This is a genomic window from Streptomyces sp. NPDC035033, from assembly GCF_040636735.1.
Lineage (GTDB): Bacteria > Actinomycetota > Actinomycetes > Streptomycetales > Streptomycetaceae > Streptomyces.
Genome location: NZ_JBEZUZ010000026.1, coordinates 1 through 21,292, shown reverse-complemented (window position 1 = coordinate 21,292; position 21,292 = coordinate 1). Strand labels below are relative to the sequence as shown.

Below are 21,292 nucleotides of genomic sequence, written 5' to 3'. Positions count from 1 at the left end.
TGGACCGCCCCCGGCCCCCCTCCGTAGCGTCGTCGGCATGAGAAACGAAACGCGGGGAACCGTCGAACTCACCCTGGCCATGGTGCTCTCCGGCACCCTCGGCGTCTTCGTCGTCGAGTCGGGGGCCTCGCCCTTCGAGGTGGTGTTCTTCCGGTGCCTGTTCGGGGCGGTCGCGCTCGGCCTGTACAGCCTGGCGCGGGGCCACTTCAGGGGCCACGGCTTCACAAGGCGGACGCTCGGGCTGGCCCTCCTCGGCGGGGTGTTCATCGTCTTCAACTGGGTCTTCCTCTTCGAGGCGTACGCGGCGTCCTCGATCTCGCTGGCCACCGTCGCCTACCACACGCAGCCGTTCTTCCTGGTGCTGCTGAGCGCGCTCTTCCTGCGGGAGCGGATCCCGGCCGGGAAGCTGGGCTGGCTGGCGGTCGCCTTCGCCGGGCTCGTGCTGGTCTCCGGGGTGCGGCCGGGCGACACCGCCTCGCTCACCGGCCTCGGGTACGCGCTCGCCGCCGCCGTCCTGTACGCGCTCGCCACCTTCGTGACCAAGCGGATCGGAGGCGTGCGCCCGCACCTGATCGCCCTGGTGCAGGTGGCGGCCGGGGTGCCGCTGCTGCTGCCCTTCGCCGACCTCGGCGCGGTCTCCGGGCTCGGCGCCGGATGGGCGTGGCTGGCCGGCCTCGGCCTGATCCACACCGGGCTGATGTACGTGCTCATGTACGCGGCCTACGCCAAGCTGCCCACCCCGAAGATCGCGGTGCTCGCCTTCACCTACCCGGCGGTCGCGATGCTCGTCGACTGGGCGGTGTACGGGCACCACATCGGGCTCGTCCAGGCGCTCGGCGTGCCGCTGATCGTCCTCGCGAGCCTGAAGGTCACTCTCGGGCGAGCCGCCGCGCCTGCTCCACGAACAGTCGCACGTGGGCCGGAAGCCGCTTCCCCCGTCGCCACGCGAGCTGCGTGAAGAGCGTGAACGGCGCCTCCCAGGCGAGCGCCACCAGTGCCCCGGACGCCAGTTCCTCCTGGACGGTGATCCGGGGCAGCAGCGCGATCCCGAGCCCGGAGGCCACGGCCCGCTTGCTCGCCTCGATCGTGCCGAACTCCAGGAACTCCGCCCCGGACCCCGCCAGCTCCGCCTCGAAGAGGTCCCGGTAGGCGCAGCCCGGTTCGGTGCCGACCAGCGCGGTGCCCGCCAGGTCGGCCGTGCTCAGCTCCGTACGGCCGGCGAGCGGGTGGCCCGGCGCGGCGACCAGGGCCAGCGGCTCGGGCGCCAGGACCTCCGACTCCAGGCCCTCGTGCTCGGTCCCGGCCTCCATGAGGAAACCGAGGTCGTACGTGCCCTGCCGCAGCGCCTGCCGGGTCGCGTCGCCGAGGGTGGGGCGCAGCGAGAGCCGGACGGCCGGGTGGCGGTGGTGGACGTACTCCAGGAGCGGCGGGAGCCGGTAGGTGGTGAGGGACTCCATGGTGCCGATGGTGATCGTCCCGGCCGTCTCCCCGGCGGCGACGGCCGCCCGCGCCTCCTCGGCCAGCTCGGCCATGCGGCGCGCGTACGGCAGCAGCCGCTCGCCGGCCCCGGTGAGCCGGATGCGGCCGCCGAGCCGGTCGAACAGCTCGGCGCCGAGGGCGGTCTCCAGGGCCTTGACCTGCGCGGTCACGCTGGACTGGGCGTAGCCCAGCTCGGTGGCGGCACGGGTGAAGGAGAGGACTTCGGCGACCTTCTCGAAGGTGGCGAGGAGCCGCAGCTCCATCAGGCGTCCTTCTCCCCGTCGCCTTCCTCGCGCTTGCGCGGCTCGTCCTCGCGGCGCTCGGGGCCGGTCTCCCCGTCCTTGAGGAGGGCGTCGTCCCGGCGCGCCTGCTCCTGGCCGAGCGACTTCAGGAACTCGGGGTTGTCGTCGGGCGCGACCCAGCCGCCCCGCCCGCCGCGGGAGCCGGCGCGGCGCCGTTCCTTCCCGGTGGCGAGCCAGCCCACCGAGCCGACCAGCGGGAAGAGGAGGACCACGAGGACCCAGACCACCTTCGGGAGGTGCTTGACCTCGTCCTCGGGCGTGTTCAGGCAGTCGATGAAGGCGTAGATGAGCAGCGCCAGCGGCAGGAGGAACATCAGCGCCCTGAGCATGTGGACCAGCCCTCTGGAAGCGGTGGCGGAGGCGCGTCGAGGCGGCCCCGGTGACGAGTCCAGCCTAGCCGGTGACCGATACTTGCCCGTATGGCTTACGACGATCTCCGCTCGCTGCTCAGGGCCCTGGAGCGCGAAGGCGACCTCAAGCGCATCAAGGCCGAAGTCGACCCGTACCTGGAGGTCGGGGAGATCGTCGACCGGGTGAACAAGGCGGGAGGGCCCGCGCTCCTCTTCGAGAACGTGAAGGGCTCCTCGATGCCCCTCGCGATGAACGTGTTCGGCACGGACCGGCGGCTTCTCAAGGCCCTCGGCCTGAAGTCGTACGAGGAGATCAGCGAGAAGATCGGCGGGCTGCTCAAGCCGGAGCTGCCGCACGGTTTCGTCGGCGTCCGCGAGGCCTTCGGCAAGCTGGGCTCGATGGTCCACGTGCCGCCGAAGAAGGTGAAGGACGCCCCCGTGCAGGAGGTGGTCCTCACCGGCGACGACGTCGACCTCGACCGGCTGCCCGCGCTCTTCACCTGGCCGAAGGACGGCGGCTCCTTCTTCAACCTGGGCCTCACCCACACCAAGCACCCGGAGACGGGCGTGCGGAACCTGGGCCTGTACCGGCTCCAGCGGCACGACAAGCGCACCATCGGCATGCACTGGCAGATCCACAAGGACAGCCGGAACCACTACGCGGTGGCCGCCGAGCGCGGCGAGCGGCTGCCGGTGGCGATCGCCTTCGGCTGCCCGCCGGCCGTCACGTACGCCTCCACCGCCCCGCTCCCGGGCGACATCGACGAGTACCTCTTCGCCGGCTTCGTGCAGGGCAAGCGGATCGAGATGGTCGACTGCAAGACCGTCCCGCTCCAGGTCCCGGCCAACGCCGAGGTCGTGATCGAGGGCTGGCTGGAGCCGGGCGAGATGCTCCCCGAGGGTCCCTTCGGCGACCACACCGGCTTCTACACCCCGCAGGAACCGTTCCCCGCGCTGAAGATCGACTGCGTCACGATGCGGAAGCGCCCGCTGCTCCAGTCGATCGTGGTGGGCCGGCCGCCGACCGAGGACGGGCCGCTGGGGCGGGCGACGGAGCGCTTCTTCCTGCCGCTGCTCAAGATCATCGTGCCGGACATCGTCGACTACCACCTGCCGGAGTCGGGCGGCTTCCACAACTGCGCGATCGTCTCGATCGACAAGAAGTACCCGAAGCACGCGCAGAAGGTCATGCACGCCATCTGGGGCGCGCACATGATGTCGCTGACCAAGCTGATCGTCGTGGTCGACAAGGACTGCGACGTGCACGACCTGCACGAGGTGGCCTGGCGGGCCCTCGGCAACACCGACTACGCCCGGGACCTGACCGTCGTCGAGGGCCCGGTCGACCACCTGGACCACGCCTCCTACCAGCAGTTCTGGGGCGGCAAGGCGGGCATCGACGCCACGAGGAAGCTGCCGGAGGAGGGCTACACCCGGGACGGCGGCTGGCCGGACATGGTGGAGTCGGACCCGGCGACGGCCGCCCTGGTGGACCGCCGCTGGAAGGAGTACGGGCTGTGACCACGGCCGCCGTGCCCGGCGCGCAGCCCGGCCGTACCCGGGCGTTCCTCCGGCTCGTGATGATCGAGCACTCGGTCTTCGCGCTGCCCTTCGCCTACATCGCCTCGCTCACCGCGATGTTCCAGCTGGACAAGAAGATCGACTGGTGGACGCTCTTCCTCGTCACCGTCTGCATGGTGGGCCTGCGCACCTTCGCGATGGCCTGCAACCGGATCATCGACCGCGAGATCGACGCGCGTAATCCGCGCACGGCGGGCCGCGAGCTGGTCACCGGCGCGGTGTCGGTGCGCTCGGCGTGGACCGGGGCCGGGATCGCGGTGGTCGTCTTCCTCGGCGCCGCCGCGCTGCTCAACCCGCTCTGCCTGGCGCTCGCGCCGCTCGCCGTCATCCCGATGGTGGTCTACCCGTACGGCAAGCGGTTCACGAACTTCCCGCACGCGATCCTCGGCCTCGCGCAGGCCATAGGGCCCATCGGCGCCTGGCTCGCGGTGACCGGGGAGTGGTCGTGGGACGCGGTGATCCTGGGGCTCGCGGTCGGCGTCTGGATCGGCGGCTTCGACCTGATCTTCGCCTGCCAGGACGTGCAGGCGGACCGGGCGCACGGCGTGATGTCGGTGCCGGCCCGCTTCGGGATCCCGGCGGCGCTGTGGGGCGCCCGGGCCTCGGCGGCCGTCACCACCGGCCTGCTGGTCTGGTACGCGCTGGCGACGGACGCGGGCCTCTTCTTCTGGGCCGGCCTGGTGATCGTGGTCGCGGCCTTCTGCTACGAGCACTCGATCGTGAAGCCGCACGACCTGTCGAGGCTGAACAGGGCCTTCTTCACGACGAACGGCTTCATCGGGATCTCCCTCTTCGTCTGCGCCCTGCTCGACCTGCTGGTCCGCGGGCTCACCCTCTAGGCTCGGCGCCATGGACGACGGCAAGCGCATCCCCTGGGTCGTGGGGGTCTCCGGGGCGTCGGGGACGCCGTACGCCGCTTCGGTGCTGAGGGGGCTGCTCGCCGCGGGGGAGAGCGTGGACCTGGTGGTCTCGCGGGCCTCGCGGCTGACGCTGCTCGACGAGACGGGGATCGCCTTCCGGGACGCGCACTGGCGCGAGGACCTGGCGGCCTGGCTGGCGCGGGGGGCGGACGGGAAGCCGGACGCCTTCGACGTGCCGGTGGAGTCCCTGGAGGACGTGCGGTACTGGGCGGCCGGCGACCTGGCGGCGGGACCGTCCTCGGGGTCGTACCCGGCGCGGGGGATGCTGATCGTGCCGGCCTCGACCGCCGCGGTGGCGGGAGTGGCGCTCGGTCTGTCGAAGGACCTGTTGCAGCGGGTGGCGAGCGTGACGCTCAAGGAGCGGCGGCCGCTGGTGGTCGCGGTGCGGGAGACCCCGCTGAGCGGGCAGACGCTGAAGCAGATGGTGGCGCTGGACGAGGCGGGCGCCGTGGTGCTGCCCGCCTCTCCGGCGTTCTACGCGGGGGCGACGCACATCCAGGATCTGGTGGACTTCGTCGCGGGGCGGGTGCTCGACGCGGCAGGGGTGCCGCACGGGCTGTACCGCCGGTGGCGGGGGGAGCTCGGAGGAGCCGCCCGTGCCGATTAGCGCTTCTTCGCGGCCTTCTTCGGGGCGCGCTTCGAGGCGGAGGCGGTCTGGTGGGCACGCGAGCGGTTGGCCAGGTCCTGGAGCTCGCGCATGCGGGCGTAGGCCATCTCGATCGTGTACACGGTGTTTTCACTCCTGAAAGATCGTCGTTGATCTGTTGAAAGATTCGCAGGGTGACGGCCCTGCATGCCTTAGATTCTACACCCAAACTTGCGGTATCGCTGGACAATGGAAGGTCGTATACCTATGGACGCCGTGGACAGGCAGCTCATCCAGGCCCTGCGCGAGAACGGCCGCGCCTCGTACGCCGAGCTGGGCCGGCTCGTCGGGCTCTCCGGCCCCTCCGTCACCGACCGCATCAACCGCCTGGAGGCGGCCGGGGTCATCACCGGCTACCGCGCCACCGTGGACGCGGCCTCCCTCGGCCTCGGTGTCACCGCCCTCATCGGCATCTCGCTCTCCGACGCCGCCGACCACGAGGACGTGGCCCGCCGCCTGAAGGACCTCGCCGAGATCGAGGACTGCTGGTTCATCGCCGGCGACGACTCCTTCATGCTCAAGGTCCGCGCCAGCGACGTCGACGGCCTGGAGAAGACGATCCGCCGGCTCTCCGGCACCAAGGGCGTCTCCCGCACCCGCACCACGATCGTGCTCTCCACCAAGTGGGAGAACCGGGTCGGAGACCTGCCCGAAGAAGCCTGAGAGTACGGTGGGTGAAGCCTGATTTCGTCGGAAACATCATGGGAGGCGGCCGCATGGACGCGGGGCTCAAGCGGGAGCTGGAGCAGAAGGTGCTCGCCGGTGAACGGCTGAGCCGCGAGGACGGCATCGCCCTCTACGACTCCGACGACCTGGCCTGGCTCGGCGGACTGGCCCACGAGGTCAGGACCCGCAAGAACGGCGACGTGGTCCACTTCAACGTCAACCGGCATCTGAACATGACCAACGTCTGCACCGCCTCCTGCGCCTACTGCTCGTTCCAGCGCAAGCCGGGCGAGAAGGACGCGTACACGATGCGCATCGAGGAGGCCGTGCGCCTCGCCAAGGCGATGGAGAGCGAGAACCTCACCGAGCTGCACATCGTCAACGGGCTCCACCCCAACCTGCCCTGGCGGTACTACCCGCGCTCGCTCTCCGAGCTGAAGAAGGCGCTGCCGAACGTCTCCCTCAAGGCCTTCACCGCCACCGAGATCCACCACTTCGAGACCATCTCGGGGATGTCGGCCTCCGACATCCTCGACGAGCTCATCGAGGCCGGCCTGGAGTCGCTGACCGGCGGCGGCGCCGAGATCTTCGACTGGGAGGTCCGGCAGCACATCGTGGACCACCGCACCCACTGGGAGGACTGGTCCCGGATCCACCGCCTCGCCCACTCCAAGGGCCTGAAGACCCCCTCGACGATGCTGTACGGGCACATCGAGGAGCCGCGCCACCGCGTCGACCACGTGCTGCGGCTGCGGGAGCTCCAGGACGAGACCGGCGGCTTCCAGGTCTTCATCCCGCTGCGCTACCAGCACGACTTCGTGGACATGCAGGACGGCAAGGTCCGCAACAAGCTCCAGGCGCGCACGACGATGGCGACCGGCGCCGAGGCGCTGAAGACCTTCGCGGTCTCCCGGCTCCTCTTCGACAACGTGCCGCACGTCAAGGTCTTCTGGGTCATGCACGGCGTGCAGACCGCCCAGCTCGCGCTCCAGCACGGCGCCGACGACATGGACGGCTCGGTGGTCGAGTACAAGATCACGCACGACGCCGACAACTACGGCACGCCGAACAAGCTCACCCGCGAGGACCTGCTGGAGCTGATCCGCGACGCGGGCTTCCGGCCGGTCGAGCGGAACACCCGGTACGAGATCATCCGCGAGTACCCGGGACCGGACCCGGACCGGCGCGAGACGCCGCAGGCGATGCGCGTCTGACGTTCCTCCGGCGTTCCCGCGCGAAGAGGCCCGGTGGGTGATCCCCGCCGGGCCTCTTCGTCACGCCTTCGCGTGCTCCACCGGGATCCACAGCTCCGCCGCCGCCGTCCTCCAGTCCGCCGCCGGGCGGACGGAGAGGATCTCCGGGCCGGGCCGGCTGACGTACGGGTTGGACGGGAACCACTCGGTGAAGACGTCCCGCCACAGGTACTGGAGCGCCTGCGGGTAGGGGCCCTCGTTCTCGAAGACGGCCCAGGTGCCGGCGGGGAGGTCGAGCGCGCCGAAACCGTCCGGGTCGGCGCCCGGGCCCGCGGTCACGCCGTACCAGTGGTCCAGCTCGGTGCCCTCCTCGCGGTCGCAGGAGAGGTGGACGACGGCGGAGACGAGCCCGGCCGGCTCCCCCGTCGACAGGCCGGCGAGCCGGTCCAGGGCCTCCCGGCCGAGCCCGCGGATCTGCGCGGCGATCGCCGGGTTCTCGCCCTCGTGGACGAGCGGGACCCTGGCCCGGTCGCCGACGATCCGGAAGGCGTCCTTCTGGACGGTGCGGTACTTCATGCTGCTGTTCCCTTCGACGACGAGGCGGAAGGACATGCGCGGCTGGGCGGTGAGCGCGGCGCCGGTGCGGCGGGCCTCGCCGGGTCCGATGCCGTGGACCGCGCGGAACGCGCGGGCGAACGCCTCCCCGGAGCCGTAGCCGTACCGGACGGCGATCTCCAGCAGCGTCCGTTCGCCGGCGAGCACCTCGGCGCCGGCGACGGTGAGCCGCCGCCGGCGCACGTACTCCGACAGCGGCATCCCCGCGAGAGCGGAGAAGAGCCGCCGGAAGTGGTACTCCGACGTGGCCGCGATCCGGGCCAGCTCGGCCGGGTCGAGGTCGCCGTCGAGGCGCGCCTCGACGTGGTCGAGGGCCCGGTTCAGTCCGTCCAGCACGGCCGGTCCTTCCTGTCCGATGCGTTGTCCTCACCGTAGGGACGGGGTGCGGGCCGGCACCCGACAATCCGTGCCCGGTCAGGTCAGGGGCAGCAGCATGGTGATGTCGTCGCGGTAGTCGTCGGGGGCGACGCGGATGGCGCCGGGGACGCGCCCGACCTCCTTGTACCCGGCCTTCGCGTAGAAGGCGTCGGTGCCGGTGCCGCCGCGGACGCCGAGCCGGATGGCCTCGATCGCCTCGAAGCCGGGGGCGGTGCGGGCGGTGCGCTCGACGGCGGCCATCAGGTCGAGCCCGTACCCCTTGCCCTGGTGCTTCGGGTGCACCATCACGGTGTAGAGCCACACCCAGTGGGTCATCAGGCGGTGGGTGTTGAAGGCGAAGACGGCGGTGGCGGCTGTCGCGCCGTCCTCGTCCCGGCCGATCAGGAGCCGGTGGGTGCCCTGGGCCATGCCGGCGAGGTGCTGGCGGAGGGCGGGGCGGATGTCGTCGGTGGTGACGGGCGCGACGAAGCCGACGGCGCCGCCGGCGTTGGTGACGTCGGCCCAGAGGGCGAGGATGCCGTCGGTCAGGGCGGTGTCGACGGCCGGATCGGCCTCAAAGGTAAGGGTCATAGATGGACAGTATCCATTACCTCGGTGTCGGATCAAGGTACTCCCGCCACCCCCTTCCGGCCCCCGCCCCGCCACGTGCTTCACTGGAGTGGGCTCGTCCCGTATGGGAAGGTTCGGCACGGCTCGGAACGGCTCGGAACTGCTTCGGAAGGGAAGCGTGGACTGACATGCTCCGCTACTCGCTGATGCGGCTCGGCATCTTCGCCGGCTGCTTCTTCGCCCTGTGGGGCCTCGTCTACGTCGGCGCGCTCCCGCGCGGCCTCGGCGACTCCAACCTCCTGTGGGTCCTCCTCCTCTCCATCGTCGTCTCGGCCCCCCTGAGCTTCGTCCTGCTCCGCAAGCAGCGCGACTCCCTGAGCGCCGAGATCGTCGAGAAGGTCGACCGCGCCAAGGACCGCCTCCACGAGAACCGCACCCGCGAGGACGCGGTCTAGAACGCCCCGCCGCGCCCGGGGCGGGCCGCCTCGCGACCCGGGGAGCCGGCCGCCGCGCCGCCGCGCGCACCTTCCCGGGGCGCCCGACCGCAGTGAGAGCCGGAGGCAGGGACATGGCGGGCGATGCCTGGATCAGCGAGACCGCGCCGTACCTGGCCCCGCGTGAGCCCGGCCGGAGCGACGCGTGGACCGACGAGGCGGCCCGGCGCGGGCGCCGGGGCGGCCAGCGGCTCCTCCACGCGGGCGAGACGGAGGCGCCCGACGCCGTCCGTGCCGCCCTGGGACTGCCCGCCGGCGAGCGGGTGATCGTGAGGCGCCGGCTGATCCTGCTGGACGACCGCCCCGTGGAGCTGGCCGACTCCTACTACCCCCTCTCCGTCGCCGGCGGCACGCCCCTGGCGGAGCCCCGCAAGGTGCCCGGCGGTGCCGTCACCCTGCTCGCGCGACTGGGGTACGCCGGTGCCGAGGTCGTCGAGGACGTGAGCGCGGACCTGGCCACCGCGGAGGAGCGCGAACACCTGGAACTGCCCGGGGGCGGCGCCGTCCTCCGCCTGCTCCGCCTGACGCGGACCGCCGACGGGACGCCGATGGAGGCGTCCCTGATGACCATGCCGGCCGGGCGGCACCTCACGTACCGGCTCGGGGGGCGGGACGCGTGAGGGCCGGGGAGCCCGGCGCCGGATGTGACGGCCGGGTGTAAAGGCTGCGTAAGGTTCCTCACAGATCGCTCGCCCCTGGTGGGAGCTTCCCGGCTCTCACCAGGGGTGTTCTGTTTCGGGCAGGGGGTGACCGGTTCTCGCTCTCAAAGAACGGCTTTGAGGTTCTCAAAGTTCAAGTGTTAACGTATCGGCCATGACGACAGCAGTGCGCCTCTCTCACGCCCCGGGCATCCCGCTCGTGGCGCGCCTGCACGTCGATCTCTGCCGCTGTATGTCCGCGGCCTGTTGTCGCCGCGCGTCCTGAGGCTCCGGCCTCCCCGGCAGCATGCAGCGGCCCCCGCGCGTCAGCGCGGAAGTGTGCCGCACCCCGTCCCGTATTTCCCGATGCGCACCTGTGGAGTGTGTCCGTGTCCGCGTCCGCGTCCGCCACCGAGGCCAAGCCCTCGTCCCGGATACCCAAGGTCCCCTTCTGGGCCCAGATCGTCGCCGGCCTCGTGCTCGGCGTGCTGCTCGGCTGGATCGCCCGGAGCCAGGACGTCTCCTGGCTGAAGGAGACCCTCGCCCAGGTCGGCGACATCTTCGTCCAGCTGCTCAAGCTGGCCGTCGCCCCGCTGGTCTTCTTCGCGATCCTGGTCTCGATCACCAACCTGCGGAAGGTGAACAACGCCGCCCGGCTCGCCACCCGCACCCTGCTCTGGTTCATGATCACCTCGCTGATCGCGGTCGCCATCGGCCTCGCGATCGGCCTGATCACCAACCCGGGCGCCGGCACCGGCCTCACCCCGCAGGACGGCAAGCTGCCCAAGCGCGAGGGCTCCTGGATCGACTTCCTCACCGGCATCGTCCCGACGGACGTCATCACGCCCTTCACCGAGCTGAACGTCCTCCAGATCGTCTTCATGGCCGCCGTCGCCGGCATCGCCGCCCTCAAGCTCGGCGAGAAGGCCCAGCCGATCCTCACCCTCTCCGAGTCGGTCCTGGAGCTCCTCCAGAAGGCCCTGTGGTGGGTCATCCGCCTCGCCCCGCTCGGCACCGTCGGCCTCATCGGCTTCGCCATCGCCGACTACGGCTGGGACCTGATCGGCAAGTACGCGACCTTCACCGCCGACGTCTACATCGGCTGCGCCCTGGTCCTCTTCGGCGTCTACCCGCTGCTGCTCGCCACCGTCGCCAAGGTCAACCCGCTCCAGTTCTTCAAGGGCGCCTGGCCCGCCATCCAGCTGGCCTTCGTCTCCCGCTCCTCGGTCGGCACCATGCCGGTCACCCAGAAGGTCACCGAGCGCCTCGGCGTCCCGAAGGAGTACGCCTCCTTCGCCGTCCCGTTCGGCGCCACCACCAAGATGGACGGCTGCGCCGCGATCTACCCGGCGCTCGCCGCGATCTTCATCGCGCAGATCTTCGACGTGCAGCTCGGCGTCGGCGACTACCTGCTGATCGCCTTCGTCTCGGTCATCGGCTCCGCCGCCACCGCCGGCCTCACCGGCGCCACGGTCATGCTGACCCTGACCCTCTCCACCCTCGGCCTCCCCCTGGAGGGCGTCGGCCTCCTCATGGCGATCGACCCGATCCTGGACATGGTCCGGACGGCCACGAACGTCGCGGGCCAGGCGCTGGTCCCGGTGATCGTCTCCGCCCGCGAGAAGATCCTCGACGTCGACCGGTACGACGCCGTGTCGGCCTCCCCCGTCGACGAGCGCGAGCCGGCGCTGGCCGCCTGACGCCTCCCGCGCCGCACGCACCACGTGCCCCGCACCCGTTCCGGGGGCGGGGCACGTAGGCTTTGGCGGGCGCGCCGGATGATCATGGGCGGGACAGCGAGGGCGGAGAGAGACGTGGCGGGGACCAAGAGGCTGCCGCGGGCCGTGCGGGAGCGGCAGATGATGGACGCCGCCGTGGCGTGCTTCGCGCGGTCGGGGTACCAGGCGGCGTCGATGGACGAGATCGCCGAGCTGGCCGGGGTGTCGAAGCCGCTGGTCTACCTGTACCTGAACTCCAAGGAGGAGCTCTTCACCGCCTGCATCCGGCGGGAGGCGCAGGCGCTGCTCGGGGCCGTCGCCGCGGCGGTCGCCGACGGGTCCGCGCCGCCGGACGAGCGGCTGTGGGCCGGGCTGCTCGCCTTCTTCGGGCACGCGGCCGACCACCCGGACGCCTGGGCGGTGCTCAGCCGGCACGCCCGGACGCAGGGGGAGCCGTTCGCGACCGAGGCGGCGCGGATGCGGGAGGAGATCGCCGACTTCGTGGCGGGGCTGATCGGCGAGGCGGCGCGGGCGGCGCACGGGCCGGTCGGGATCGGCGAGCGGGACGTGGCGGCGCTGACGCAGGCGCTGGTGGGGGCGGCCGAGTCGCTGGCGACCTGGGCCAACGAGACGCCCGGGGCGACCGCCCGGGAGGCGGCCGCCACGCTCATGAACCTCGCCTGGTCCGGGCTCGGGAACCTCATGAAAAACGAACGCTGGTCTCCCCGTTGAGCCTTACCGCGCAGTAAGGTTACCGGCTAGTCAGACCTCCGCACGGCCGCACGACTCCGCTCCACGACGCACGACCCTTCGTCCATCGCGCAGACCGAGGAGCCGCCCGTGCCGACCGACCTCGCCATCGTCCGCGTCGACGGCCGGGTGCGGGAGGTCTCCGCCCCCGCCCTCGTGCCCCGGGTGGACCGCGGCTCGCTCGCCGACCTCCCGTACGACAACGCCCGCCAGGAACCCGACGCCGTCGTCTTCTCCCGGAAGGACGCGGAGGGGAACTGGCGGGACGTCACCGCCGCCCGGTTCGCCGCCGAGGTGCACTCCGTCGCCAAGGGGCTCGTCGCCCACGGGCTGCGCCCCGGCGACCGGCTCGCGCTGATGGCCCGGACGACCTACGAGTGGACGCTGCTCGACTTCGCCGCCTGGGCCGCCGGGCTCGTCACCGTCCCCGTGTACCCGACCTCCTCCGCCTTCCAGACCCGCTGGATCCTCCAGGACTCCGGAGCCGTCGCCTGCGTCGTCGAGGACGCGGAACAGGCCCGGCTGGTCTCCGCCGAGCGCCGGCAGCTGCCCGGCCTCACCCACCTGTGGGTGCTGGACGCCGGGGCGGTGGAGCAGCTGCGGCGGGCCGGGCAGCGGGTCCCCGACGAGACGGTGACCGCCCGGCGGGGGCTGCTCGCCCCGGACGCGCTCGCCACCCTCGTCTACACCTCGGGCACCACCGGCCGGCCCAAGGGCTGCGCCCTCACCCACGCCAACTTCTTCGCCGAGGTCGACAACGCGGTCCGGCTCCTCCACCCGGTCTTCGCCCCCGAGGGCGGCGAACCCCCGTCCACGCTGCTCTTCCTGCCGCTCTCGCACGTCTTCGGGCGGATGGTGGCGGTGGGCTGCGTCCGGGCGCGGGTGCGGGTCGGGCACGCGCCGTCGGTGGAGGGCGAGGAGCTCCTCGACGACCTGGCCGGCTTCCGGCCGACGTTCCTCCTCGCCATCCCGTACGTGATGGAGAAGGTCTACGACCGGGCGCGAGCCACCGCCGAACGGGCCGGGCGGGGCGCCGCCTTCGACCGGGCCGCCCGGACCGCCCGCCGCTTCGGACGGACCGAGGCGCCCCCGCTCTCCGTGCGGGCGGCGCGCGCCCTGTACGACCCGCTGGTCTACCGCCGGATCCGGCAGGCGCTGGGCGGGCGGGTGCGGTACGTGATCTGCGGCGGCGCGGCGCTGGGCGTGCGGCTCGCGGAGTTCTTCCGGGGCGCGGGCGTCGAGGTCTTCGAGGGGTACGGCCTGACGGAGACGACGGCCGCGTCCACGGTCACCCCGCCGCTCGCCCCGCGCACCGGCACGGTCGGCCTGCCGCTGCCGGGCACGGGGGTGCGGATCGCGGACGACGGGGAGGTGTGGCTGAGCGGGCCGCACGTCTTCGCCGGCTACTGGGACGCGGGGCGCGGCACCGCCGTGCCGTACACGGACGCCGGGGGCTGGTTCCCCACCGGCGACCTCGGCTCCCTCGACGAGGACGGCTACCTCACCCTCACCGGCCGCAAGAAGGACCTGATCGTCACCTCGGCCGGCAAGAACGTGGCCCCGGCCCCGCTGGAGGACTGGCTGCGGGCCCATCCGCTGGTCGCCCAGTGCATGGTGGTCGGCGACGGCCGGCCGTACGTCTCCGCGCTGATCACCCTGGACCACGAGGGGCTCTCCCACTGGCGGCGGATGCGGGGGAAGGAGCACCTGGCGCTGTGGGAACTGGCCCGGGACGAGGAGCTGCTCGCGGTGGTGCGCAAGGCGGTGGACGACGCCAACCGGCTGGTCTCGCGCGCCGAGTCGATCCGCGCCTTCCGGGTGCTGACCACCGAGTTCTCCGAGTCCTCGGGGCACCTGACGCCCTCGCTGAAGCTCAGACGGCGCGCGGTGCTGCGGGACTTCGCGCGGGAGGTCGAGGAGATGTACGGGGCGGAGCACGGCGCCCGGGACGCGTAGGCCGTTCCTTCCGGACCGGACCGGTCCGGACCGGACCGAGGAGCGGCGTCCGGCGCGCGGGTGCGTGCCGGGCGCCGCGGGACCGGCCCGGGGGCCCCGCGGGCCGCGCTCACACCGTGAGGGGCACCTCGTGGATCTCGTCGGGCGCGTGCCCGGTCCGCTCGTGGATCCGCTGCACGGCCTCGGCGGAGGGACCGGTCGACAGGCAGTAGACGGTGCCCGACGCGGGGTCCGCCCACGCCTTCTGGAAGTGGACGCCTTCCTCCTTCTCGATGGCGAGGTCGGCGCGGTGGGCTTCGAGGAGCTGCTCCTCCGTGATCCCGACCATGCCGCGGTGCACGTCCATGTAGGTGGCCATGGTTCTCACACCTCCCCTTCCATGGTGCGCCCTCAGGGCCAGAGCAGCTCCCTGGCCCAGCCGGCGGGGGCGGCGGGGTCCCGGCGGTAGCGGAGGCGGAGGTGGCGGCGGCGGGCGTCGCCCTGGAAGAACTCGACCTCGGCCGGCTCGACCACGTACAGGGTCCAGGTGGGGGCGTCGGCGTCCGGCTCGGCCTCGGCGCGGCGCCAGGCCGCCTCGCTCGCCTCGGCGAGGGCCGCGGGGGAGGCGAGGACCTCGCTCTGCCGGCCGGTGAGGGCGGCGGCGAGGGCGCCGGTGGTGCGGGCGTGCAGGTCCGCGTACGCCTCCTCGCGGCTCGCGGTGGCGACGGGGCCGCGGACGCGGACCTGGCGGCCCTGGACGGGCCAGTAGAAGCCGAGCGCGGCCTCGGGGCGGGCGGCGAGCTGGCGGCCTTTGGCGCTGGTGGCGTGGGAGGCGAAGTGCCAGCCGCGCTCGTCGGCGTCGTGCAGCATCACGGTGCGGACGTCGGGACGGCCGTCCGCGCCGGCGGTGGCGAGGGAGAGCGTGTGGGGCTCCGTCTGCCCGGCGCCGACGGCCGCGAGGAACCAGCCGTGGAAGAGGGCGAGCGGGTCGGCCGGCGCGGTCGCCGGGTCGAAGGCGGGCAGCTCGGTGTCCCAGACGCGCAGCGAGCGCAGGGCGTGGTGGAAGTCGCTCATGGGCCGAGCGTAGGGGGTGGGCGCGGGCCGCGGCGGTCAGTCGCGGCCCAGGACCACCGTGCCCGAGGAGCAGAACCAGCCGCCCGTGCCGGAGGCCACCGCGAGCCGGGGGAGGGAGCCGTCGGGGCGGCGGACCTGGAGGCCGGGGGCCTCGCCGCGGAGCTGGCGGACGGCCTCGACGAGGAGGAAGAGGCCGCGCATGCCGGGGTGGCAGGCGGAGAGGCCGCCGCCGTCGGTGTTGACCGGCACCGCGTCCTTCCCGGCGAAGTAGGCGCCGCCCTCGCCCTTGGGGCAGAAGCCGAGGTCCTCCAGGGTGACCAGGGTCATGTAGGTGAAGGCGTCGTAGATCTCGGCGACGTCGATGTCGGCGGGGGTGACGCCGGCGCGCTCGAAGGCGAGGCGGCCGCTGACGGCGGCGGGGGAGACGGTGAAGTCCTCCCACGCGGACATCGCGGTGTGGGAGACGTGTTCGCCGGTGCCGAGGACCCAGACGGGGGCCTTCGCGGTGTCGGGGACGTACTCCTCGGCGACGAGCAGGACCGCGCAGCCGCCGTCGCTGCGGATGCAGCAGTGCAGCTTGGTGAAGGGGTCGGCGATCATCGGGCCGGAGAGGACGTCGTCGACGGTGATCGGCTCCCGGAACATGGCCTCCGGGTTGAGGGCCGCGTGCGCCCGCGCCCGGACGGCGACCTCGGCGAGCTGCTCCGGGGTGGTGCCGTACGCGTGCATGTGGCGGCGGGCGGCCATCGCGTACTTGGCGACCAGGGTGTGGCCGTGGGGGACCTCGAACTGGAGCGGGCCGCGGGCGCCGAAGGAGAGGTCGGAGGTGCGGCGGCGGGCCCTGATGTCGGCGCGGGCGGTGGAGCCGTAGACGAGCAGCACCGCGTTGGCGTGTCCGGCGGCGATGGCGTCGGCGGCGTGGGCGGCCATGACCTCCCAGGTGGCGCCGCCGACGGCGGTGGAGTCGACCCAGGTGGGCCGCAGGCCCAGGTACTCGGCGACCTCGACGGGGGCGAGGGTGCCGAGTCCGGCGGAGGCGAGGCCGTCGACGAGGGAGCGGTCGAGGCCGCTGTCGGCGAGGGCGCGGCGGGCGGCCTGGGCGTGGAGCGCGTACGGGGTGGCCTCGTCGACCCGGCCGCAGTCGGAGAGCGCGACGCCGGCGACGGCGACCCGGCGCCGGCCCCGGCCGTGGGGTGAGGTGGTTCCGAGGGCGGTCATGGATCTGACGGTACATCAGATCTCTGCGATCGGGACCCGCGTCTCTCTGGGCAACCGGCGTGACTCCGCCCTAACATGACGCTCCGTCAGATACGGAGGGAGCCCCATGGAGATCGCCGACGGCGCGGAGCCCGCCGCGCTCACCGAGGAACAGCGGGAGATCCGCCGCACCCTGCGGAAGCTGCTCGCCCGGCACGCCGGACCCCCGGACGCCGCCACCGCCCCCGAGGGGTACGACCCCGCCCTGTGGGCCCGCATGTCCGGCGAACTCGGCCTCGCCGCACTCGCCCTCCCCGAGGAGTACGGAGGCACCGGCCGCGGCACCCCGGAACTCGCCCTCGCCTGCGAGGAGACCGGCCGCGCCCTCGCCCCCTCCCCGCTCCTCGCCACCAGCGCCCTCGCCGCCCCCCTGATCGCCGCCCTCGGCACCCCCGCCCAGCGCGCCGCCCTGCTGCCCCGCATCGCCGACGGCGGCCTCACCTGCGCCCTCGCCCTCCCCGGCGGCTCCCTCGCCCACGCCCTCGGCCTCACCGGCGACAACACCACCGGCGCCTGGTCCGGCGACGGCCGGGCCGGCGGCGTCCAGGCCCGGCCCGCCCCCGACGGCGACGGATGGCTCCTCTACGGCGAGGCCGAGCAGGTCCTCGACGGACACAGCGCCGGACTCCTCCTCGTCGCCGCCCACACCGGCGGCTTCGCCCGCAGCCGCACCCTCCTCCACCTCGTGACGCCCGGGGAGGCGGGCCCCGGCCTCGTCCGCGTCCGCCGGGCCGGCCTCGACCCCACCCGCTCCCAGGCCGGCGTCCAGCTCCGCGACGTACGGGCCGAACTCCTCGGCGAGGACCCCGCCGACCCCGCCGACGTCACCCGCGCCCTCGCCGCCGCCGGCCGCACCGCCGCCGTCCTGCTCGCCGCCGAGGCCGCCGGAGCCGCCCGCGGCGCCCTGGACCGCGCCCTCGGCCACGCCGGACCCGCGCGGCCCGGCCGGCCCGCGGACCACCGCCTCGCCGACCTGTACGCCCAGGTCGAGGCCGCCCGCTCGCTGACGTACCGCGCCGCCCGCGAACCCGGACCCGGCCCCGAGTGCGGCCCCCTCGCCCTCGCCCAGGCCCTCGACGCCCTGCGCGCCGCCGCCGGCGAGGCCGCCCGGCCGCACGGCGGACCCGGCGCGCCCCCGGCCCGCGACGCCCACCTCTACGCCGGCCGCGCCGCCGCCGACGAACTCCTCTTCGGCCCCGCGGGCCGCCTCCGGGACCGCGCGGCGCAGCGCACCGGACTCCTCGGAGAGGCGGCCGCCTGATGCCCGTCGGAGTGAGACTCGTCCAGAAGGTCTCCTCGACCCGGACCTTCGCCCGGATCGCGCCCCACGTCGTCCCCGCCCTCGACAAGGCCGTCCACCGGCTCACCCGGGGGAGGACGCTGCTCAGCACCCGGATGCTGCCCGGCGTCGTGCTCACCGCCACGGGCGCGCGGAGCGGCCGGGAGCGGACCACCCCGCTCGCCTGCGTGCCGGAGCCCGACCGGGGGACCTGGCTGCTCGTCGGCTCCAACTTCGGCCGCCCCGGCCACCCCGCCTGGACGGCCAACCTGCTCGCCCACCCGGACGCCGCCATCAGCTGGAAGGGCGAGACCGTCCCCGTGCGGGCCGAACGGCTGACGGGGGAGGAGCGGGCGGCGGCCTGGGCGGCGGCCCTCGCCTTCTGGCCCCCGTACGCCGCCTACCAGGCCCGGGTCGACCGCGAGATCCGGCTCTTCCGCCTCACCCGGCGCTGAGCGGACCCGGACGCGAGGACCGGACCCGGCGCCGGACGGGCCCGGACACGACGACGCCGACGGCGGCCCCGCCCCTCGCGGGGGCGGCGGCCGGCGTCGGCGTCGACGACAGGACGGGTGAAGGAGAGGGCTCCGGGCTATCTGGCCGGCTTCTTGCCGGTGATGCCCAGGTGGACCAACAGGGCCAGGTTGGGCTTGAGTTCGGCCTGCTTCACACCCCAGGTGGTGAAGCCCTTCTGGTGGCCGGCGACGGCGGCCAGCATCGCCACCAGCGAGCCCGCCATGGCGGCCGCGCTGACCTCCTTGTCGACCTTGCCCTTGGCCTGGAGCTCCTTCACCGCGTCCGTCAGGGAGTTGGTGACCGAGTTCAGGATCTTCATGCGGATCTTGTAGAACCGCTTGTCGCCCTCGGCGGCACCGAGGTCCACGACCCGGAGGATCGCGTCGTGCTTCCGCCAGAAGTCGAGGAAGCCGTCGACGAGTTCCTCGGAGGTCTGCCAGGCCGCCTTGCCGACCCAGGAGCGTCCGGAGACCAGCTCGGTCAACCCGGCGCCCTCCTTCGCCATTTCCTCCGCGATCTCCAGGACGGCGCCCTCGACGTCCGGGAAGTACTGATAGAACGTCGCGGGTGAAGTACCCGCCTTCCGGGCCACGTCGATCACCTTGACGTCCCGGTACGGCGAGGAGCTGAGCATCTCACCGAGGCAGTCGAGCAGCTTCTGCCGCGTCGCCTGGCCGCGTCGTCCGGCCACGCGGCCGTCGACGGTGCGTACTTGTCCTGTCATGCCGTCAGCTTACCGAGGGGGGGTCGGCGCGCGATTCGGCCGACTGCAAATGGGGTGCACCCCGTTCCCCGAGGTCGGCGGGGGTGTCCCCGGCGGGTCGCGGGGGCCGGATCCGGCCACGGGGACCGGACCCCCTCCCCGTGCCGACCACCCCTCTTATGAACAGGCTGTGGACAACTTCGGTGGACAACCCACCGGCCGCTCCCCGGACGGCGCACACCGGGGGCGCCCCCGGCCCCGCCGCCCTAGCGTGGAGACATGGCGGCATTCACAGAGGGCACCCCCTGCTGGGTGGAGGCGCAGCTCCCCGACCTGGAGGCGGGCAAGCGCTTCTACGGCGAGCTCTTCGGCTGGACCTTCGACGAGGACCGCGACGAGGCCCTGCTCGACGGGCGCCGGGTCGCCGGGCTCCTCCCCAAGCGGGACGGCCGCATGCCCACCACCTGGACCGTCTACCTCGCCACCGCCGACGCCGGCACCGTCGCCGCCCGGGTGAAGGCCGCCGGCGGGCAGATGGTCATGGAGCCGTATCCCGCCGGCCCCTTCGGCGTCCTCGCCCTCGCCGCCGACCCCGGCGGCGCCGTCCTCGGCCTGCGCCAGTCCGGCGACGAGGACGGCTTCGAGGTCGTCAACGAACCCGGCTCCTTCTGCTGGATGGAGGTGTACACCCGCCGCCCCGGGCCCGTGGACACCTTCTACGCCTCCGTCTTCGGCTGGCTCGGCCGCCAGGCCGACCCCGCGGAGGAGGGCAAGGAGCCCGGCTTCGACTACCGCGTCTGGTCCCCGCCCGGCTCCCGCCCCGGCGACGACAGCGCCTTCGGCGGCCGGGCCGTCATCACCGACGCCTTCCCCGCCGAGATGCCCGGCCACGTCCTCGTCTACTTCGCGGTCCGCGACTGCGACGCGGCCTGCGCCACCACCGTCCGGCTCGGCGGCCGGGTCGCCGAACCCCCCGTCGACACCCCCTACGGCCGGATCGCCGTCCTCCACGACAACCAGGGCGCCCGCTTCGCCGTCCTCGCCGAACCGGACGCCGCCCCCGTCCCCCCCGAGCCCCTCCTCGCCGAGCCGGAGGCCGCCGCCCCCTCCACCGACACCGTCCCCCTCACCCGCCCCGCCCCCGCCGCGTCCGTCCCCCCGGAGCCGCCCGCCACCGGGTGAGCGATCCGCTCCGTATGAGGTGTGACACCCCGATCCGCCCCCGGGTTCGCAACCAGGGCTCCGGACAGGAAGAATCAGGGGCCGGGGCCGTATCGTCATGGCCCGTACGGGGAGGTGGCAGGCAAGTGGAACAGCTGACGCAGCACGACCCGAGACGCATCGGGCCCTTCGAGGTGCTGGGCCGGCTCGGCGCGGGCGGCATGGGTCTGGTCTATCTCGCGCGGTCGGCGTCGGGCCGGCGCGTGGCGATCAAGACCGTGCGCACGGAGCTCGCGGAGGACCAGCTGTTCCGGGTCCGGTTCACCCGGGAGGTCGAGGCCGCCCGGGCGGTCTCCGGTTTCTACACGGCCGCCGTCGTCGACGCCGACCCGCGCGCCGCCGTGCCGTGGCTCGCGACCGCGTACGTGCCGGCGCCCTCGCTGGAAGAGATAGTGAACGAGTGCGGGCCGCTCCCGGCCCAGGCCGTCCGCTGGCTCGCCGCCGGCGTCGCCGAGGCCCTCCAGTCCATCCACGGCGCCGGGCTCGTCCACCGCGACCTCAAGCCGTCCAACGTCCTCGTCGTCGAGGACGGCCCCCGGGTGATCGACTTCGGCATCGCGTCCGGCGTCTCCAACACACGGCTGACGATGACCAACGTCGCCGTGGGCACCCCGGCCTACATGTCGCCCGAGCAGGCCCGCGACTCGCGCAGCGTCACCGGCGCCAGCGACGTCTTCTCGCTCGGCTCCATGCTGGTCTTCGCCGCCACCGGACACGCCCCCTTCCACGGCGCCAACCCGGTCGAGACCGTCTTCATGCTGCTGCGCGAGGGCCCCGACCTGGAGGGCCTGCCCGAGGAGCTGCGGCCGCTCATCGAGGCGTGCATGCAGATGGACGTGGCCCAGCGGCCCACCCCGGCCGACCTCCAGGCCATGCTCGCCCCGCACCTCTTCGGGCCGGGCAGCGACGACAGCGGCACCGCCTCCGCGTGGCTGCCGGCGCAGCGCCTCGGGGGCCTCGTGCTCGTTGCGCCCGTCGGTGAGGAGCACGCCGTGCCGGATGGCGAGGTCCTCGCCGTCGAGCAGGGC

At 73.2% G+C, this 21,292-nt stretch carries 24 protein-coding genes; 15 read left to right on the top strand and 9 right to left on the bottom strand.

The window, feature by feature from the left end:
* The first annotated feature begins 37 nt into the window (after window positions 1–37).
* The gene (locus AB0E83_RS13630; protein WP_362109868.1) at window positions 38–958 is read left to right on the top strand and encodes a DMT family transporter; all 921 of its coding nucleotides are present in this window, start codon (window positions 38–40) and stop codon (window positions 956–958) included.
* Here AB0E83_RS13630 and AB0E83_RS13625 read toward each other — a convergent pair.
* Window positions 870–1,742 (bottom strand): LysR family transcriptional regulator, encoded by an 873-nt coding sequence (locus AB0E83_RS13625; RefSeq protein WP_362109866.1) that lies wholly within the window; start codon window positions 1,740–1,742, stop codon window positions 870–872. The two genes, AB0E83_RS13630 and AB0E83_RS13625, sit on opposite strands and share 89 nt — an antisense overlap.
* Window positions 1,742–2,110 (bottom strand): PLDc N-terminal domain-containing protein, encoded by a 369-nt coding sequence (locus AB0E83_RS13620; RefSeq protein WP_362109864.1) that lies wholly within the window; start codon window positions 2,108–2,110, stop codon window positions 1,742–1,744. Before AB0E83_RS13620 ends, AB0E83_RS13625 begins: the two co-directional genes overlap by 1 nt.
* Window positions 2,111–2,200: 90 nt before the next feature.
* On the opposite strand from AB0E83_RS13620, the gene AB0E83_RS13615 reads away from it, so the two are divergent.
* From AB0E83_RS13615 to AB0E83_RS13605, 3 genes are read left to right on the top strand one after another with little or no spacing between them, the layout of a single operon-like run.
* Window positions 2,201–3,652, top strand: a complete 1,452-nt coding sequence (locus AB0E83_RS13615; RefSeq protein WP_362109862.1) for a menaquinone biosynthesis decarboxylase — start codon at window positions 2,201–2,203, stop codon at window positions 3,650–3,652.
* A complete protein-coding gene (gene mqnP, locus AB0E83_RS13610) occupies window positions 3,649–4,551 on the top strand; it encodes a menaquinone biosynthesis prenyltransferase MqnP (RefSeq protein ID WP_362109860.1) in 903 nt (300 codons plus the stop codon). The genes AB0E83_RS13615 and mqnP overlap by 4 nt, the downstream gene beginning before the upstream one ends.
* Before the next feature lie 10 nt (window positions 4,552–4,561).
* The gene (locus AB0E83_RS13605; RefSeq protein WP_362109858.1) at window positions 4,562–5,239 is read left to right on the top strand and encodes a UbiX family flavin prenyltransferase; all 678 of its coding nucleotides are present in this window, start codon (window positions 4,562–4,564) and stop codon (window positions 5,237–5,239) included.
* Here AB0E83_RS13605 and AB0E83_RS13600 read toward each other — a convergent pair.
* Window positions 5,236–5,361, bottom strand: a complete 126-nt coding sequence (locus tag AB0E83_RS13600) for a hypothetical protein (RefSeq protein WP_267883599.1) — start codon at window positions 5,359–5,361, stop codon at window positions 5,236–5,238. The two genes, AB0E83_RS13605 and AB0E83_RS13600, sit on opposite strands and share 4 nt — an antisense overlap.
* 124 nt (window positions 5,362–5,485) lie before the next feature.
* Here AB0E83_RS13600 and AB0E83_RS13595 point away from each other — a divergent pair, with 124 nt between their 5' ends.
* Both AB0E83_RS13595 and mqnE read left to right on the top strand, forming a co-directional pair.
* On the top strand, window positions 5,486–5,941 hold the full coding sequence (locus AB0E83_RS13595) for an Lrp/AsnC family transcriptional regulator (RefSeq protein ID WP_169094305.1): 456 nt from the start codon (window positions 5,486–5,488) through the stop codon (window positions 5,939–5,941).
* A gap of 53 nt (window positions 5,942–5,994) precedes the next feature.
* Window positions 5,995–7,158 carry an aminofutalosine synthase MqnE gene (gene mqnE / locus AB0E83_RS13590; RefSeq protein ID WP_030495193.1) on the top strand — a complete coding sequence of 388 codons (1,164 nt, stop codon included), beginning with the start codon at window positions 5,995–5,997 and terminating at the stop codon, window positions 7,156–7,158.
* Between the two features lie 60 nt (window positions 7,159–7,218).
* Here mqnE and AB0E83_RS13585 read toward each other — a convergent pair whose 3' ends face one another.
* Together AB0E83_RS13585 and AB0E83_RS13580 are read right to left on the bottom strand one after the other, a co-directional pair.
* A complete protein-coding gene (locus AB0E83_RS13585; RefSeq protein ID WP_362109856.1) occupies window positions 7,219–8,088 on the bottom strand; it encodes an AraC family transcriptional regulator in 870 nt (289 codons plus the stop codon).
* A gap of 78 nt (window positions 8,089–8,166) precedes the next feature.
* Complete coding sequence (locus tag AB0E83_RS13580) at window positions 8,167–8,700, bottom strand: GNAT family N-acetyltransferase (protein ID WP_362109854.1); 534 nt, start codon at window positions 8,698–8,700, stop codon at window positions 8,167–8,169.
* A gap of 167 nt (window positions 8,701–8,867) precedes the next feature.
* Between AB0E83_RS13580 and AB0E83_RS13575 the strand changes: the two genes are divergently transcribed.
* From AB0E83_RS13575 to AB0E83_RS13555, 5 genes are all read left to right on the top strand, one after another.
* Window positions 8,868–9,134, top strand: a complete 267-nt coding sequence (locus tag AB0E83_RS13575) for a DUF4229 domain-containing protein (protein ID WP_362109852.1) — start codon at window positions 8,868–8,870, stop codon at window positions 9,132–9,134.
* Window positions 9,135–9,247: 113 nt separating this feature from the next.
* Window positions 9,248–9,793, top strand: coding sequence for a UTRA domain-containing protein (locus AB0E83_RS13570; RefSeq protein WP_362109850.1), 546 nt, complete (start codon window positions 9,248–9,250; stop codon window positions 9,791–9,793).
* A gap of 407 nt (window positions 9,794–10,200) precedes the next feature.
* Window positions 10,201–11,511 (top strand): dicarboxylate/amino acid:cation symporter, encoded by a 1,311-nt coding sequence (locus AB0E83_RS13565; RefSeq protein WP_362109848.1) that lies wholly within the window; start codon window positions 10,201–10,203, stop codon window positions 11,509–11,511.
* Window positions 11,512–11,643: 132 nt separating this feature from the next.
* Window positions 11,644–12,261 (top strand): TetR/AcrR family transcriptional regulator, encoded by a 618-nt coding sequence (locus AB0E83_RS13560; RefSeq protein WP_362109967.1) that lies wholly within the window; start codon window positions 11,644–11,646, stop codon window positions 12,259–12,261.
* Window positions 12,262–12,408: 147 nt separating this feature from the next.
* Window positions 12,409–14,235, top strand: coding sequence for an AMP-dependent synthetase/ligase (locus AB0E83_RS13555; RefSeq protein WP_362109965.1), 1,827 nt, complete (start codon window positions 12,409–12,411; stop codon window positions 14,233–14,235).
* Between the two features lie 109 nt (window positions 14,236–14,344).
* Here AB0E83_RS13555 and AB0E83_RS13550 read toward each other — a convergent pair whose 3' ends face one another.
* From AB0E83_RS13550 to AB0E83_RS13540, 3 genes are read right to left on the bottom strand one after another with little or no spacing between them, the layout of a single operon-like run.
* Window positions 14,345–14,593, bottom strand: coding sequence for an SCO4226 family nickel-binding protein (locus AB0E83_RS13550; protein ID WP_362109846.1), 249 nt, complete (start codon window positions 14,591–14,593; stop codon window positions 14,345–14,347).
* 32 nt (window positions 14,594–14,625) lie between these two features.
* Entirely contained in the window at window positions 14,626–15,288 is a 663-nt protein-coding gene (locus AB0E83_RS13545; RefSeq protein ID WP_362109845.1) for a pyridoxal 5'-phosphate synthase, read from the bottom strand.
* A 36-nt stretch (window positions 15,289–15,324) separates the two neighbouring features.
* Entirely contained in the window at window positions 15,325–16,506 is a 1,182-nt protein-coding gene (locus AB0E83_RS13540; protein ID WP_362109844.1) for an acetyl-CoA acetyltransferase, read from the bottom strand.
* A 106-nt stretch (window positions 16,507–16,612) separates the two neighbouring features.
* On the opposite strand from AB0E83_RS13540, the gene AB0E83_RS13535 reads away from it, so the two are divergent.
* Together AB0E83_RS13535 and AB0E83_RS13530 are read left to right on the top strand one after the other, a co-directional pair.
* A complete protein-coding gene (locus tag AB0E83_RS13535; protein ID WP_362109842.1) occupies window positions 16,613–17,806 on the top strand; it encodes an acyl-CoA dehydrogenase family protein in 1,194 nt (397 codons plus the stop codon).
* Window positions 17,806–18,279: a nitroreductase family deazaflavin-dependent oxidoreductase gene (locus AB0E83_RS13530; protein WP_362109840.1), complete on the top strand. Its 474-nt coding sequence runs from the start codon at window positions 17,806–17,808 to the stop codon at window positions 18,277–18,279. The genes AB0E83_RS13535 and AB0E83_RS13530 overlap by 1 nt, the downstream gene beginning before the upstream one ends.
* A 137-nt stretch (window positions 18,280–18,416) precedes the next feature.
* On the opposite strand, the gene AB0E83_RS13525 is transcribed toward AB0E83_RS13530, so the two are convergent.
* Entirely contained in the window at window positions 18,417–19,064 is a 648-nt protein-coding gene (locus tag AB0E83_RS13525; RefSeq protein ID WP_362109838.1) for a TetR family transcriptional regulator, read from the bottom strand.
* Window positions 19,065–19,322: 258 nt separating this feature from the next.
* On the opposite strand from AB0E83_RS13525, the gene AB0E83_RS13520 reads away from it, so the two are divergent.
* Together AB0E83_RS13520 and AB0E83_RS13515 are read left to right on the top strand one after the other, a co-directional pair.
* On the top strand, window positions 19,323–20,225 hold the full coding sequence (locus AB0E83_RS13520) for a VOC family protein (RefSeq protein ID WP_362109836.1): 903 nt from the start codon (window positions 19,323–19,325) through the stop codon (window positions 20,223–20,225).
* Between the two features lie 125 nt (window positions 20,226–20,350).
* On the top strand, window positions 20,351–21,292 hold a 942-nt coding region (locus AB0E83_RS13515; RefSeq protein WP_362109834.1), incomplete at its 3' end, for a serine/threonine-protein kinase.

Coding starts and splice junctions, on each gene's coding strand:
- AB0E83_RS13630 (WP_362109868.1), top strand. CDS start 38: ATGAGAAACGAAACGCGGGGAACCGTCGAACTCACCCTGGCCATGGTG.
- AB0E83_RS13625 (WP_362109866.1), bottom strand. CDS start 1,742: ATGGAGCTGCGGCTCCTCGCCACCTTCGAGAAGGTCGCCGAAGTCCTC.
- AB0E83_RS13620 (WP_362109864.1), bottom strand. CDS start 2,110: ATGCTCAGGGCGCTGATGTTCCTCCTGCCGCTGGCGCTGCTCATCTAC.
- AB0E83_RS13615 (WP_362109862.1), top strand. CDS start 2,201: ATGGCTTACGACGATCTCCGCTCGCTGCTCAGGGCCCTGGAGCGCGAA.
- AB0E83_RS13605 (WP_362109858.1), top strand. CDS start 4,562: ATGGACGACGGCAAGCGCATCCCCTGGGTCGTGGGGGTCTCCGGGGCG.
- AB0E83_RS13595 (WP_169094305.1), top strand. CDS start 5,486: ATGGACGCCGTGGACAGGCAGCTCATCCAGGCCCTGCGCGAGAACGGC.
- mqnE (WP_030495193.1), top strand. CDS start 5,995: ATGGACGCGGGGCTCAAGCGGGAGCTGGAGCAGAAGGTGCTCGCCGGT.
- AB0E83_RS13580 (WP_362109854.1), bottom strand. CDS start 8,700: ATGACCCTTACCTTTGAGGCCGATCCGGCCGTCGACACCGCCCTGACC.
- AB0E83_RS13575 (WP_362109852.1), top strand. CDS start 8,868: ATGCTCCGCTACTCGCTGATGCGGCTCGGCATCTTCGCCGGCTGCTTC.
- AB0E83_RS13570 (WP_362109850.1), top strand. CDS start 9,248: ATGGCGGGCGATGCCTGGATCAGCGAGACCGCGCCGTACCTGGCCCCG.
- AB0E83_RS13550 (WP_362109846.1), bottom strand. CDS start 14,593: ATGGCCACCTACATGGACGTGCACCGCGGCATGGTCGGGATCACGGAG.
- AB0E83_RS13545 (WP_362109845.1), bottom strand. CDS start 15,288: ATGAGCGACTTCCACCACGCCCTGCGCTCGCTGCGCGTCTGGGACACC.
- AB0E83_RS13540 (WP_362109844.1), bottom strand. CDS start 16,506: ATGACCGCCCTCGGAACCACCTCACCCCACGGCCGGGGCCGGCGCCGG.
- AB0E83_RS13535 (WP_362109842.1), top strand. CDS start 16,613: ATGGAGATCGCCGACGGCGCGGAGCCCGCCGCGCTCACCGAGGAACAG.
- AB0E83_RS13530 (WP_362109840.1), top strand. CDS start 17,806: ATGCCCGTCGGAGTGAGACTCGTCCAGAAGGTCTCCTCGACCCGGACC.
- AB0E83_RS13525 (WP_362109838.1), bottom strand. CDS start 19,064: ATGACAGGACAAGTACGCACCGTCGACGGCCGCGTGGCCGGACGACGC.
- AB0E83_RS13520 (WP_362109836.1), top strand. CDS start 19,323: ATGGCGGCATTCACAGAGGGCACCCCCTGCTGGGTGGAGGCGCAGCTC.